Genomic DNA, 13,761 nt, shown 5'->3' with positions numbered 1-13,761 from the left:
CCTGTGCGCCGTCAGCCTCGCGCGTACGGTTGCCGTACGCCGTCATCTTCCGTGCCGCCCCGCGCGGCGCGCGCTACGCCGTACGGCGCGGTACCCCCCGCTCCCACGTGCCGCGGCTCACTTCTCCACGTACCGCAGCGAACGCAGGCCCCGCTCCAGGTGCCAGTGCAGGTAGGCGGCGACCAGGCCGCTGCCCTCCCGCACGTGGCGCGCCTCGCACGCGTCGGCGGTCGCCCAGTCCCCGGTCAGCAGCGCGCCGAGGAGCGCCAGCGACTCCGCAGAGGGTACGACGCTGCCGGGAACGCGGCATTCCGTGCAGACCACGCCGCCCGCGCCGACCGAGAAGAACCGGTTCGGCCCGGGCATGCCGCACCTGGCGCAGTTCTCGAAGCTGGGCGCGTATCCGTTGACGGCGAGCGAGCGCAGCAGGAACGCGTCGAGCACCAGGTGCGGCTCGTGCTCGCCGGCGGCGAGCGTGCGCAGGCCGCCGACGAGCAGCAGGTACTGCTGGACGGCGGGCTCGCCCTCGTGGTCGGTGAACCGCTCCGCGGTCTCCAGCATCGCGGTGCCGGCCGTGTACCGCGCGTAGTCGGTGACGATGCCGCTGCCGTAGGGGGCGATGGTCTCGCTCTGCGTGCACAGCGGGAGCCCGCGGCCGACGAGTTCGCTGCCGCGCGCGAAGAACTGCACGTCCACGTGGGAGAACGGCTCCAGGCGCGCCCCGAACTTCGACTTCGTCCGCCGCACCCCTCGGGCCACCGCCCGCACTCGGCCGTGGCCCCGGGTCAGCAGCGTGATGATCCGGTCCGCCTCCCCCAGCTTCTGGGTGCGCAGCACGATGCCGTCGTCGCGGAACAGACTCATGCGTTCATTGTCCCGTACGCGGCGGGCCCACCGAGCCGGGGTCGGCGGGCCCGCTTCCGCGCGGCCGGCGGGGAGTGCGTCGGGGAACGCGTCGGACGGCCGACGGCGAGCGCGTCCAGTAGGCGGCGGGGAGCGCGTCGGGCGGGCGGGGTTACGCGCGGGCCACCAGGTCGGCGGGGTCGGTGTTGGCCCCGCACAGCACCGCGCAGACCCGCTCGCCCGGCGCGGGTCGGTAGGCCCCGCTGTGCAGGGCGGCGTACCCGGCGGCGGCGGCGTTCTCCACCACGATGCGACGCTCCTCCCAGAGTGCGCGGCGGGCCGCGGTGATCGCCGCGTCCGGCACGAGCAGTACCGACGCGTCGCTCTCGCGGGCCCAGTGCAGCGCGGCGGGGGTGACGAAGCGGGCGCCGAGCGCGTCGGCCGCGATCGAGTCCACGCCGACCTCGACCGGCTCGCCCGCCTCGATCGCGGCGTGCAGCGTCGGACAGCCGACGGGCTCGACGGCGACGACCCGTACGCCGCGCGCGTGCGCGGCGGCGGCCACCCCGGCGAAAAGCCCGCCGCCACCACAGGCGACGAGCACCGTGTCGAGCCCCGGCCGGGCCCGGTGGATCTCCTCGAAGAGGGTGCCCGCACCGGCCGCCACCAGCGGGTGGTCGTACGCGTGTGACAGCAGCGCGCCGGTCGCGGCGGCGTGCTCGCGGGACGCGGCCAGCGCCTGGTCGTACTCCGTGCCGACCAGCCGCGTGTCCGCGCCCAGCGCGCGAATCCGGTCCACCTTGACGGCGGGCGACGTGGCGGGCGTGAAGACGGTGGCGGGCACGCCGTGCCGGGCGGCGGCCCAGGCGATGGCGAGGCCCGCGTTGCCACCGGAGGCGATGACGACCCCGGCCTCCGGCATGGTCCCGGCCAGGACGTGCGCCGCGACAAAGTTGGCCGCGCCGCGCGCCTTGAAACTCCCGGTGTGCTGGAGGTACTCAAGGGCGAACCACACGTCGGTGTCCGCCCGCGCGAGCGCGACGGGCCGGGTGTGCCCGGCGATCCGCTCGGCGGCGGCCTGGACGTCGTCGTACGTCACGATCGCCGTCATGCGTGCCCCAGCCCATCCGGTGCGCCGGCGTGCGCCGCGGCGCCCGTCCGCGTCGGTGCGGTCGCGTCGTTGGCCATACCTGTCGCCGACTGACCGAAGCGTGGCGATGGGGGACATATGTTGTTCAGCATCACGTTCCTTACGTTGGCGTACGAGGGTACGGAAGCCGTCGCGGGTCGCCGACCGACCACCTGAGCGCCCACCGCCTCCGGCACACGCGGCGTGCCGCACCGCCCTGGCATCCTCCCCACTTTCCACGCGTCGACCACCTCGCCACCTCTCGCACGGGAGCCGCCGGAGCCTTCGAAGCCGTCGAGGGCGCTGCGGGTGCCGCGGGTGCCGCGGGTGCCGCAGGCGCAGCGGGCGCTGAGGGTGCCTAAGCCGCCGGGGGCGCCGCCCGCCGGGTCGGGCACGCCGTTCCGCCAGCGCCGTGGCTCGACCGTGTCGCCGCCCGGTCGTGCCGCCGTTCGCCCACCCGCTCGCGATCTCCGTCGCCCAAGACGGAACCGATTGGTACCATCTCAGCATCGGGAGGCGCCAACTCGCGCCCGACACGAGGGGGATCCGCGATGAGCCGCTATGCCCATCTGGCCTACACCGACAGCGTCCGGCGCGTGCAGCGGGAGCAGGGCAGCGCGTCAGCGGCGGCCCGCGCGCTGGACCGGTCGGACGCCGAGGAGGGCGCGACCGATCCCCTCGGCGCGCAGGAGGCCGCGTTCATCGCCTCCCGCGACGGCTTCTACCTGGGCTCCGTCAGCGAGACGGGATGGCCGTACGTGCAGTACCGCGGCGGCCCACCCGGATTCCTGCACGTACTGGACGAAGGAACCCTGGGCTACGCGGACGTGCGGGGCAATCGGCAGTACATCTCCACCGGAAACGTACGGGCCGACGGGCGCGTCGCCCTCTTCCTCATGGACTACGCGCGACAGGCCCGGCTCAAGATCTTCGGCCGGGCCGAGATCAGGGCGCTGGACGAGCACCCCGCGCTGGCCGAGCGGCTTGGTCAGGTTCGGACCGACGGGCGGGTGGAGCGGCTGGTGACCATCCGGGTCGAGGGGTTCAACTGGAACTGCCCCCAGCACATCACCCCGCGCTTCACCCAGTCCGAGCTGGTCAGCGCACTTCCGACGGTACGCGCCCACATCGCCGAGGTGGAGGACGAGAACGAGCGCTTGCTGGCCGCACAAGCCGAACTGGCCCGGCGCAACGCCGCGTTGGAGCAGCGGAACGCCGCCCTCGACGAGGAGGTCAAGGCACTGCGAGCACGCGTGGCCACGGGTGGTTGAACGCGCGCGGGAGGGGTGGGGCCGAGGACGAGCGTGAGGGGTGAGGACTCGGGCGGGCGCGGGCGGTCGGGTGCGGTCAGGTAGGCGCGGTTGGCTGGAGGCGGCCGGGTGCGGCTGGGTTCGAGCGGTTGGGGGGGCGGCCGGCTGCGGGCGGCTGGGTGCGGCCGACCCCGGTTGGGTGCGGAAGCCCGGACGCGGGCGGCTGGGTTCGGTCGGGTGGGTGCGGGCCGGCCCCGGTTGGGTGCGGAAGCCTGGACGCGGGCGGCCTGGTGTGCCGGTTGGGCGCGGTCGAGTGCGGCCGGCTGGACGCGGGCGGTTTGGCGCGGACGGATGCGGCGTCACCCGGCGGTCGGGCCCCTCCCCGCGCGTCGCTCCGCTCAGCCGAGCAGGTGCTTGGCCATCTCGCGGGCCCGCAGCGCCGGCGCGCCGGTGCGCTCCCGCATCGCGGTCACCGTCGCCCCGTCCATCAGCAGGACGAACTGCTCGGCCAGCGCCTCGTGCCGCTCGTACCCCGCCGCCTTGAGCAACTGCTCGACGTACGCCGTGACCCGGCGCTTGTGCGCCTGCGCCAACCAATACACCTCGCTGCTCGGGTCGGCCGTCTCCGCCATCGCGTTGACGAACGCACACCCGTGGAACCCGCGGCTCCGCGCGCGGTCGGCCAGCGCGTCGAAGACGGCCAGCGGCCCACCGCCGTGCTCGGCGACAGCCGCCCCAAGCCACGCCAGCCACTGTTCGCCCTGGCGCTGGAGCACGGCCGCGACCAGCGCGTCCTTGCCGGCGAAGTGTCGGTAGAAGGACGCCCGGCCCACCCCCGAGACGGCCAGCAACCGTTCGACCCCGACCGCCTGGATGCCTTCCACGTAGAACAACTCCGCGGCGGCCTTCAGCAGTCGGTCTCGGGCGTGCGTCGGCATGCGGCCACGGTAGCCGACGCCCCGACCCGCCATGCCAACCGCCGGTCGCCTTCCTTACGTCTCCCGGGCCCCTCCCCCCTCCCCCTCCCCCGCCCCTCCCCCGCCCGGCTGGCCTCCGGGCACCCGTCCACGGCACGGCCTCCCCCACTCCGGGGCGAACCTCCCGGCCGCTCGGGCGCCGGCCGACCGCTACCCCGCGTCCGTCCGGGCCGCCGGGGACACCAGCCCCGATTCGTACGCGGCGATCACGAGCTGGGCCCGGTCGCGCGCCATCAGCTTGCCCATGATCCGGCTGACGTGCGTCTTGGCCGTCAACGGGCTCAGGCCCAACGCCTCGGCTATCTCCGCGTTGTTCAGCCCGCGCCCCACCAGGGTGAGCACCTGGCGCTCCCGGTCGGAGAGCGCGGCCAGCGTGTCGGGGACGGCGGGGGCCGGTGGCAGCGGGGCGGGCAGGCGGAGGACGCGGGCGATGAGGCGGGCCGTGGGGCCCGGCGACAGGAGGGCCTCCCCCGCCGCCACGGTACGGATCGCGTCCAGCAGCTCCGCCGGCTTGGTGTCCTTGACCAGGAACCCCGAGGCACCCGCGCGCAGGGCGTCCACGATGTACTCGTCGGTGTCGTACGTCGTGAGGACCAGCACCTTCACGTCGGCCAACTCCGCGTCAGCCGCGATGCGTCGCGTCGCCTCGATCCCGTCCAGTTCCGGCATGCGGATGTCCATCACGACGAGGTCGACGTCGACCGCGCGGGCCAGCTCGACCGCTTCCCTGCCGTTGCCCGCCTGGCCGACCACCCGCATGTCGCGGGCCGACTCGACGAGCATCGCGAAGGCGGCCCGCACCAGCGTCTGATCGTCGGCGAGCAGTACCCGAATGGGCTGCGACGCACTCACGACGCGTCCTCCTCTGTCTGTCCTCTTGCCTCGGATATCTCGGACCGCGCCGCCACCTGTGCCCCGGGGAACCGTGGCCCGGCCCGTGGCTCGTCACGCCGCACCGCATCCGACTCGGGGGACGTTTCGGGCAGCGGTGCCAACCGCGGCTCGGGGGACCAGGCCGGCTGCGGACCTGGCCGGGCCGGCTGCGGATCGGGCCGGGGCGCGGCGCGGTCCACGGGTTCCGCGTCGGGGCACGCCTGGTCCCTGGCCGCGGCCTTCCCACCCGCACTCGCGCTCCTGGCGCCCTTCCAGCCGAAGGCCGTCGACTCGCCGCGCGGTGCGGCCGGGCCGCCACGCGGCGTACTGGTCAGCGGCAGGATCGCCCGGACGACGAACCCCGGGCCGTCCGCCCGCCAGCCGGCCGTGACCGAACCCCCGACGCTGCGCGCCCGCTCGCGCATGCCGGCGATGCCAAACCCCTCGGCCCCGACCGAGCCGTCTCCGGCAGGCCCGCCCGGACTACCGGAACCGCCGGGACCGCCCGAACTCCCGGAGCCCTGGCCGTCCGTGCCGGGCCTGGCGGCGCTCGTACCGCCGCCAGGCCCCGGGCCGGCGCCAGCCGAGACCCCGCGGTCCTGGGCCGCTCCGCTCGCGCCCGGCCGGCCCGTGGCGCCGGCCGCACCGACCGCACCGACGGCGCGGCGCCCGCTGGGCGCGAACTCGCGCGTGGGCGCGGAGGGGTCGGCCGGGGCGCCACCGCGACGCTGGGCCGGGAGGCGGACCGAGGGCGGCCCGTCGTCGGTCACCGTGACGCTCAACGCCTCGCCTTCCGCCCAGGGGTGGGGAACCTTCCGCACGGTGGCCACCGTGCGGACATCGGGGCCCGCGTGCCGCACCGCGTTGGTGAGCGCCTCCTGGACGATGCGGTACGCCGCCGCCCCCACCGCCGGCGGGACCGCGGACGCGGCGGACGGGGTCAGCGGGAAGTCCAGCGTGACGCGGGCCCCCGCCGCCTCGGCCGAGTTCGCCAGGTCGGGCAGGCCCGCGAGGCCCGGTGGCGGGCGGGTGGAGTCGGTCGCCGGCTCCGCCTCCCCGGCCCGCAGCACCCGCAGCGTGGTGCGGAGTTCTGCCCGGGCGTCCCGGCAGGTGTCGGCTATCGAGTCCAGCGCCTTGGCGACCGCGTCCCGGTCGAGCCGGTCCGGATCGGCGACCAGCACGTGCGCCGCCACCGATGTCTGCACGCCGATCAGCGTGATGCTGTGGGCCAACAGGTCGTGCAGGTCACGGGCGATCCGCAGGCGTTCCTCGGCGACCCGTCGCGCGGCCTCCTCCTCACGGGTGCGCTCGGCGCGCTCGGCCCGCTCCACGATGGCGGCCACGTAGTTGCGGTGCGTCCTGACCGCTATGCCGATCACCACCACGGCCAACAGCCACCCGGAGCTGCGCATCATCTCCGGCAGCGCCTGCTCGTCAGGCGAGTTGGACATCAACACCGCCATGACGCCGACTATCGCGCTGAGCGCCACCAACGACCTGTACGCCGGCGCGCCGACCGCCAGCGCGTACAGCGCGACCACACCCGCCGGCACCGTGGCGAAGTGGGCGTAGTCCAGCGAGTGGTAAGGGCCGACCGCCAGCACGACCACCACCGTGGTGGCCGTCGGGGCGGTCCTGCGGGACACCAGCGCCAGCGCGCTCACGATGAGCAGTGCCCAGCCGAGGGCGTCGGGGCGGCTGCCGTCGTTGCGCACGCTGAGCGCCAGCAGGCTCTGGACGACGAGCACCGCCAGCGCGAGTGCCACGTCCCACGCCGACGGCCGGGCCCTCGTCCTGGCGGGCGGGCGCCGGTCGCCTCGCAAGGCGGCGGTGAATTCGGTCATCTGCACGGTCCCATCGTGCGGCACGGCGCCGACTTTCGCTCCGACCCGTCCATGCCTGTGGATAACTCTCGATCACGCCTGCTGGATCGGGCCGTTGACCTGGTGAGCGCGGCGCGGCCAGGCCCGTACGGGCCCGGCCGTGGTCGCGCCTCCGCGCACGCCCGGGAGGGGCGTGCGCGGAGGCGTGCGGGGCTCGCCGGTCGCCGGCGGGCCGTCACGCGGTCGCGGCGGCCGGCCGGCACCGGGCAAGCGATCAGTCCCTCGGCCGACTCCCGCCCGGGGCGGCCCGTCGGACCGTCAGCCGACCGGCTCTGCCGTCCGCTCCGGTGCCGGGGCGGGCTGCGGCGCCTGGCGGCGGAAGAGCTTGCCGGGCCACCAGATCCACCGGTCGAGCAGCAGGCTCGCCGAGGTGACCAGGTAGGTGCGGACCAGGAAGGTGTCGAGGAGTACGCCGACCGCGATGATGAAGCCGAGTTCCAGCATCATCGCCATCGGCATGGTCGCCAGCACCGCGAAGGTCGCGGCCAGCACCAACCCGGCCGAGGCGATCACGCCGCCCGTGGTGTGCAGCGCGGTGAGGGCCGCCTGCGGCGTGCTCGCGCCCTTGATCGCCTCTTCGCGCATGCGGTGCATCAGGAAGATGCCGTAGTCGACGCCGAGGGTAAACGCGACACCCCGCAATGCAACAGTCCCGCCCACTCGTCCGGTACGACGAGGTGAGCGGGACTGTTTTCAGATGGGGGCGCGCCACCCACGTTGGCTAGGCAGGAGGGTCCGGGCACTTCTCCCCGGGCCGGGGGCAGTAGATCAGGCACCGAGACACGTACCGCTGAACGGCGGGGTAGAAGCCGAACACCACGTCGGCGTCGGGTCGGCTCAGACACTCCCGTGTGAACTCGATCTTCGACTCAACCGTGCTCAGCGTCTGGTCAGCCATGGGCCATGCGGCTAGTTCCTCCCGCATCCACTCAACTGCGGCGTCAGCGTCCGTGAACGTGGCCGCCACGTGCTTGCGCTGCTTGCGGAGCCAGTGCGCCACCTCCAACGGTGGCGTCGGATTGGTGGGAATCACTCGTTCGCTGTCCGGGGGCCGCTCATGTCCGGTCCACGCAAAGGCGTGCCAGTGCACCCCAGTGTTTCCGCTCATGGATACCCCTCTCGCGCCGAACCCGACGCCCCGCAATGGGGGCGCCGGGCACGTGAGTTACCGGTTAGGGCAGGCTACTTGACGACGCGATCTAGTACGGGCGTCCGTCGTCAGAGTCGCCCGTCGGCGGGTTCGGCTCGCCCCCGTCGTCGTCGTCCGGGTCCACAGCGAGTTGCCACGATGCGGCGTGCAACATGTCGGTTTCTCCTCGTGTCACCGTGCCAGTTCGGGGACGGTCCCCGAACTGTCGTGCCTTGCGTCCCTGCCTGGCGGTGTGTGCACGGCGCCAGGCAGGGGGTAGGTGGGGCCAGCAGTCACCAGGGCCGGGGCCCGGTGGCGACAATGGCCAAGACGATCCATGCGGCGGCTTGGAGGACGAAGAACGCGCCCACCTTCCAGTCGGGCGGCATCTAGTCGGCCTTGGTCGCGATGTGGGCGAGGTACACACCCGCCGACACCTCGGCCACTTCCCCCGCCAGCGCAGCGACGCTGAGAGCGGTACGCCTCGCTTCGCTCCGCTGGTGGCGGGGGTGCTCCGAGATGATCTGGTTGCAGTCACGGACCCGGTTGGACGCCTGCCGCTCCCTGGCGTCCGTCCGGTCCCTGTCTGCCACGAAGCACACCCGACACTCAGGGAAAGCCACGGGTTCGAGTTCCGGAACGCCCGCCGCTCTGGTCTGTGCGCTCACCGTTTCACCGCCTTCCATGGTCGGCTTACATCCCGGTGATTGGTCACCTGGGGACTTCTCAAGCATCGCCGTCGGAGCGCCCCAGGTATACGGACAGCACGTCACCAACTACCCTCAGTGGACAGGCGCTTGAGAGGGAGTCAGCCGCATGGAGCTAGATTCGGAAGCCGACGCAATACCCGCCTCACCAGCGGAGATGCTTGCCCATCGAGCCGCCCGAGCACGGGCAAAGGTCGGCCTGTCGCTGCGCGCACTCGCCGAGAAGGTCGGATACCCGCACACGTACTTGAGCCGCGTTGAGCGGGGGGAGCAACTGCCCTCCGTCGCACTGGCGGAAGCCCTGGACGACTTCTACGGGACGGACGGACTGATCACCGAGTTACTAACGGTGGCCGTTGCAGCGGAAGGCCCTGTGTACGGCCGCAAGGTGCTGGAGGAGGAGAAGCGCGCCGCCCGCATCCAGACGTTCAACAGCAGCGTCGTCCCCGGGCTCTTGCAGGTTGAGCCGTACACGTCCGCGCTGTTCGTGGAGTCGATGCCCGGCAAGGATGCCGAGAAGGTTGCACTGCAAGTGGCTTCCCGGATGCATCGCCGCGCGGTGTTGGAGTCGCCAGCGCCCCCGCTCTACTGGGCAATCATGGACGAAGCGGCGCTACGTCGTCCCGTCGGCAACTCGGCCATCATGGCGGAGCAAGTTCGTCACATACTCGACGTGGTTCAGCACAACAGCACCGTGCGGGTTCAGGTGCTCCCGTTCTCGCGTGGAGTCCACCCCCTGTTGGGCGGTAGCTTGAGTCTGCTCACCCTTCGGAACGGTCTGACCTTCGCGTATGTCGAGTCGTTCGCAACCGGCACGTCGGTTGACACCCCTGCCGACGTTCTGGAACTGACGACTCTTCTCGATATCGCCCGATCCAAGGCCCTTGACAGCAAGGAGAGCGTGGTTCTTCTCCGCAGATACCTGGAAGAGTATGAGAATGACATTGACTCTTGACGCCAACGCACATGACCTGACCTGGGTAAAGAGCAGCTACAGCAACGGGCAGGCGGGGGAGTGCGTGGAGTGGTCACCTGACGCCGCGAGTTCGCTGGGCGTCGTCCCGGTTCGCGACTCGAAGGACCCGCACGGCCCTACGCTCGCCTTCACCCCGTCGGCGTGGTCAACGTTCGTGACAGGTGTCAAGGCTGGAGAGTTCCCGGCCCCCTGATCCCAAAGGACAGCGAGCCCCTGCCAGTCGTCGGCAGGGGCTCGCTTGCTGTGTGGGGCTCACTGGGCGTCAGACAGCGCCCGGTAGAGCGTCGCGCGAGACACACCGAGCGCCTTGGCAACGTCGGTCACACTCTCGCCCTTCTCCCGCCGTGCCCGTGCCACGGCCAGCTTGTCGGCATCCATGACGGTCGGGCGCCCGCCGTAGTTGCCCTTGCTTGCCGCTGCGTCCAGCCCCTCCATGGTCCTATCCCGGATGTAGTCGCGCTCCACCTCCGCACCGACCGCCATCACGGCGAACACGATGGCTCCGGGGCCATGGGGGTCGTGCACGCCCTGGAGGGGGCCGGACAGAATCTCAAGCTGAATGCCGCTGGCCTGGAGGTCTGGCCCCAGCGCCATCAGCTCAGCGGCATTGCGCGCTAGACGCTTCATCTCGTGCACCGCCAAGATCACCGGCTGTTGCGGAGCAGCGGACTTGATCTCACGCGCCAACGTCAAGGCGGCTTCGAACTCCGGGCGGGTCTTGACTCGCGTGCTGATCTTCTCCGAGAACACTCGGGTGCACTGAGCACGGGCCAGCGCGTCCAACTGGCTCTGTAGCTCCTGGTTGGCCGTGGAGCAGCGCGCGTAACCGATGCGGATCGGGGCGCCGGGGGTAGCGTCGGCGTCCGCCACGGGAGCCGCTAGAGCCACCCACGTCTTCCCCGGGCGACGGTCGGCCGGTGTCTTGACGGACAACTCTGCCTTGAGCGAGGGCACCAAGGCGAACCGGCCGGTGTGATAGTTCGCGGCTGTCTTGCCCTTGCCAGTGCGGCAGGGGCTACCGGCGGGAGCGTCGCACTTCGGGCAGTCGTGGCGCTCGATCAGTTCGGCCGGGGAGTTCGTCTTCGTCGTCATGCCATGACTGTCTCATAAAGGCGTCTCATAATCCACGGGTTCGGCAGATGTTTTGCGACGGGTTTTGAGACGGGTAGACGGGTCGAAACGGACACCCGCCCGGCAGGCGGCGGACCGTCTCATAAACCATCGTTTATGAGACGGTCCGAGCCGGTGACGCTCCGTCCCCAGACCCGTACTCGGGGAGCGGGTGAGCACCTCAACGGTCCGCCGACAAGCGCGACACAGGTCACCCCCCTGCCCCTCCTCCGCGCAAACGCCCCAATCAGCCATGCGGAAGTTTCGCCTCACTCCCGCTCAGGCATGGCGAGAGGGGGGAGTACCCCCCTGGGTCTCACTCTGGCAAGGCCACCCCGCGCCAGCCCTCATACCCCGCAAGCTTGCGGCGCGCACCGAACCTCTTGTCCATGGCCGCGAACAACGCCCGCTTGCCTGTCGTCATGCCCAACGAGCGAGCTAGTACAGGCTCGGCCGCACTGAATGCCTCCCACACCGCAGCCGTCCGCACGTGGACACCACGCGGCGCGGTACCCAGGCTCCGGACCCACGATGCCGGATCGGACAGCGAAGCGCGGAACGCGTCGAACTGCGATGCCAGCGAGAGCAATTGTGTGGCGCGCGCATCGGATGCGGACTCGATCTCCGACGCCACCACACGCATGTCACGGACCAATGCTGGCTGAACAGTCACGGCGCCCCGGGTGGCCTCCAACTCCTTGTACGCCACGCCGATGATCTGCGTCTGACGTTCTTCCTCCTCCTCACTCACCCCAGCGTCCTCCAACGCTTCTCGCGCAGCGTCCAACTGTCGCCGTGCACGGCGTCGGCGCTCGGTCAACGCCCCGTCGCCCGACAGAGCGTCTGCCAGCCCTCGCAGCCACCCGCCCACCTCTCGACGGATCAGCGGCCAGTCGCGCCACTCTCCCCCCTGGGTGGCCCACTGCGCCCCGTTCCAGACGAACGGCACGGGAACGTCTGCCCTACTGGCATGCATTGCCGCCACTTCCAGCGCATCGCGTGCAGACGCATCGGCTATGTACTTACTCATTCAAACCTCCCATAGATATCCATTCAAGACACTTCACCCCGCTGTCTTGCCGCTCCCGGACCCGAATAGGTGGACAAGGTGACAAGAAGGTGGCTCGGTAGGTGAACGGACGAACCATTGAACCTACAGCTCAGACCCTGTTTAGGTGTATAGAGAGAGCAAAAACAAACAACTCTGACGTAAGGGGAAGTTCGCTCGATGCTGTAATACGACACTTCGACACCCCGTCGTCAACGCATAGCCGCACGCTCCCGCGAGAACGCCCAACGGCCCGCCACTGGGCGCTCCCAGCAGCGGGCCGTGAACGGCGCTCAGCGCGTCGCCTACGCCTCTCCAGCCGCATCGGCGGGGTGGGCCCAAGTGATGACACAGCGATCGTCACCATCGAAGCGGGCGCCACGCGTGCCACGCGAGACGGTCACCTTGTCGATGGCCAACCGCAGCAAGTCGCGCCGCAACGCGTCGTCAGCGGCTTCCCATCGGGCGTGGAGCATGCTCGTCTCATCGAACATGGTCACGTCCAGCCCCTTGACGCTGAACGTCGAAGCGTGTTCCTGCGCGTCGGAGAGCGTGGTCTCAGCCTCAGCCACTAGGCGCGGAAAGTGCTTCCCCATGGCGCCCCGGTAGAGCCCCGCCGCACGGTCGTTGGCAAGCTGCTCGATAGCCGCCTCAGCCGCTTTCACGGCAGCTATGGCGGCTCGTGCCTCCTCGGTCTGCTCCGGCTGCGTGAGCGCCTGCCAGCGCTCGGCAACAGCAAGCATCAGCGGATCACCAGCGTCGATGCTGGCTCGGCTTACCTCAGCGGCCCATCGACCGAAGACGTACTCTTCGATGCGCGCTTGCATGACGGTTGCCGGGTTGAGACATGACCCGCCCGATGTGTGGCGGTTGCATCGATACGAGTTGCCGTGTAGGACCATGCCGCTACCGCAGTTACTGCACCGCAATAGGCCCGACAACGGGTGCTTGACGCGCCCCCGGTTGTCCGTGGCGTCCGCGACCGGCGCATGTCCGGCAATCACTTGGCGTGCTAGGGACACCAACTCGCCGGGGACAGGATCGGTGCCTTCCGCCAACACAGAGACGCGCTTCCCCTTCTCGTCTCGCCACACCAGCGACCGACCACCCGGACCACCGACAACCACTTGCCACCCCTCATAGACAGGGCTGGAGATCAGTCGGTGTATGGCGCCGAAGCCCCACGCCGCACCACGTGCCGAGGGGATACCGTCGGCGTTGAGCCGCCTAGCCACCTGTCGAGCCGACCGGCCCTCACTCACTTCACGGAAGATGCGTATTACCACATCCCACGCCGTGACCCCAGGGGCCACACGTGTTGAGTCCTGCTCAAGCTTTCGCGTGTCCTTGTCGGCTATGCGGAAGCCGTACGGCGCACCCCCCAGCCATGCCCCCTCGCGCCGCTGCGTCGTCTTCGTATCGCGGACTCTGTACGACAGTAGATCGCTGAACTCGCGCGCCTCCTCCGCACGGTCGATGATCCGTCGACGGTCGCGCGGATCGTCGCTGTCCAACCGCTCATAGTCGAAGATCAGGCGACGCCCCGCTGTCAACAGCGGGGCAATCAGGTCTGAGCCTGCCCGTGTCAGACGGTCACCCGCATAGCACCACAGGGTCGGTACTTCCTCGGCCCGCAACGCCGACAGCGCCCGGTCGAAACCCGGACGCTTCGTATCGGTCCACGCGCTGAGGTTGTCTTTCCAGATCTTCCGCACGCTGTAGCCGTGATCGTCGGCCCACTTGCGCCCCCTAGTCTCCTGCGCCTTGAAAGACAGCGCCTTGACTCCACGTCGGTCGCGCTTGCTCTTACGAAGGTAGAGATCAACTTCTCTCACG

At 70.7% G+C, this 13,761-nt stretch carries 13 protein-coding genes and 1 pseudogene; 3 read left to right on the top strand and 11 right to left on the bottom strand.

Features of this window, described 5'->3' with window-relative positions:
• Positions 1-117 precede the first annotated feature (117 nt).
• Both recO and OYE22_RS24220 read right to left on the bottom strand, forming a co-directional pair.
• On the bottom strand, positions 118-864 hold the full coding sequence (recO, locus tag OYE22_RS24225; protein ID WP_277322356.1) for a DNA repair protein RecO: 747 nt from the start codon (positions 862-864) through the stop codon (positions 118-120).
• A gap of 151 nt (positions 865-1,015) precedes the next feature.
• Positions 1,016-1,954, bottom strand: coding sequence for a serine/threonine dehydratase (locus OYE22_RS24220; RefSeq protein WP_277322355.1), 939 nt, complete (start codon positions 1,952-1,954; stop codon positions 1,016-1,018).
• A gap of 569 nt (positions 1,955-2,523) precedes the next feature.
• Between OYE22_RS24220 and OYE22_RS24215 the strand changes: the two genes are divergently transcribed.
• On the top strand, positions 2,524-3,243 hold the full coding sequence (locus OYE22_RS24215; RefSeq protein WP_277322354.1) for a pyridoxamine 5'-phosphate oxidase family protein: 720 nt from the start codon (positions 2,524-2,526) through the stop codon (positions 3,241-3,243).
• A 377-nt stretch (positions 3,244-3,620) separates the two neighbouring features.
• Here OYE22_RS24215 and OYE22_RS24210 read toward each other — a convergent pair whose 3' ends face one another.
• From OYE22_RS24210 to OYE22_RS24185, 6 genes and pseudogenes are all read right to left on the bottom strand, one after another.
• Complete coding sequence (locus OYE22_RS24210) at positions 3,621-4,160, bottom strand: TetR/AcrR family transcriptional regulator (protein WP_277322353.1); 540 nt, start codon at positions 4,158-4,160, stop codon at positions 3,621-3,623.
• 189 nt (positions 4,161-4,349) lie between these two features.
• Positions 4,350-5,051 carry a response regulator transcription factor gene (locus tag OYE22_RS24205; RefSeq protein WP_277322352.1) on the bottom strand — a complete coding sequence of 234 codons (702 nt, stop codon included), beginning with the start codon at positions 5,049-5,051 and terminating at the stop codon, positions 4,350-4,352.
• The gene (locus tag OYE22_RS24200; RefSeq protein ID WP_277324299.1) at positions 5,048-6,916 is read right to left on the bottom strand and encodes a histidine kinase; all 1,869 of its coding nucleotides are present in this window, start codon (positions 6,914-6,916) and stop codon (positions 5,048-5,050) included. Before OYE22_RS24200 ends, OYE22_RS24205 begins: the two co-directional genes overlap by 4 nt.
• 297 nt (positions 6,917-7,213) lie before the next feature.
• A pseudogene (locus OYE22_RS24195) lies at positions 7,214-7,576 on the bottom strand (MMPL family transporter); the annotation flags it as partial.
• 100 nt (positions 7,577-7,676) lie between these two features.
• Positions 7,677-8,063, bottom strand: a complete 387-nt coding sequence (locus OYE22_RS24190; protein ID WP_277322351.1) for a hypothetical protein — start codon at positions 8,061-8,063, stop codon at positions 7,677-7,679.
• A gap of 410 nt (positions 8,064-8,473) precedes the next feature.
• Entirely contained in the window at positions 8,474-8,677 is a 204-nt protein-coding gene (locus OYE22_RS24185) for a hypothetical protein (RefSeq protein ID WP_277322350.1), read from the bottom strand.
• A 223-nt stretch (positions 8,678-8,900) separates the two neighbouring features.
• Here OYE22_RS24185 and OYE22_RS24180 point away from each other — a divergent pair, with 223 nt between their 5' ends.
• Both OYE22_RS24180 and OYE22_RS24175 read left to right on the top strand, forming a co-directional pair.
• Complete coding sequence (locus tag OYE22_RS24180; protein ID WP_277322349.1) at positions 8,901-9,746, top strand: helix-turn-helix transcriptional regulator; 846 nt, start codon at positions 8,901-8,903, stop codon at positions 9,744-9,746.
• Positions 9,724-9,960: a DUF397 domain-containing protein gene (locus tag OYE22_RS24175; RefSeq protein WP_348652241.1), complete on the top strand. Its 237-nt coding sequence runs from the start codon at positions 9,724-9,726 to the stop codon at positions 9,958-9,960. The genes OYE22_RS24180 and OYE22_RS24175 overlap by 23 nt, the downstream gene beginning before the upstream one ends.
• 59 nt (positions 9,961-10,019) lie before the next feature.
• On the opposite strand, the gene OYE22_RS24170 is transcribed toward OYE22_RS24175, so the two are convergent.
• From OYE22_RS24170 to OYE22_RS24160, 3 genes are all read right to left on the bottom strand, one after another.
• Positions 10,020-10,859, bottom strand: a complete 840-nt coding sequence (locus OYE22_RS24170; RefSeq protein WP_277322347.1) for a recombinase family protein — start codon at positions 10,857-10,859, stop codon at positions 10,020-10,022.
• 334 nt (positions 10,860-11,193) lie between these two features.
• Positions 11,194-11,907: a hypothetical protein gene (locus tag OYE22_RS24165; protein ID WP_277322346.1), complete on the bottom strand. Its 714-nt coding sequence runs from the start codon at positions 11,905-11,907 to the stop codon at positions 11,194-11,196.
• A 323-nt stretch (positions 11,908-12,230) separates the two neighbouring features.
• Positions 12,231-13,760: a recombinase family protein gene (locus OYE22_RS24160; protein ID WP_277322345.1), complete on the bottom strand. Its 1,530-nt coding sequence runs from the start codon at positions 13,758-13,760 to the stop codon at positions 12,231-12,233.
• Between the last annotated feature and the right edge of the window lies 1 nt (position 13,761).

Source organism: Streptomyces sp. 71268, assembly GCF_029392895.1.
Lineage (GTDB): Bacteria > Actinomycetota > Actinomycetes > Streptomycetales > Streptomycetaceae > Streptomyces.
Note: the sequence above shows the minus strand (reverse complement) of the source record. Positions and strands in the feature narration are given on the sequence as shown.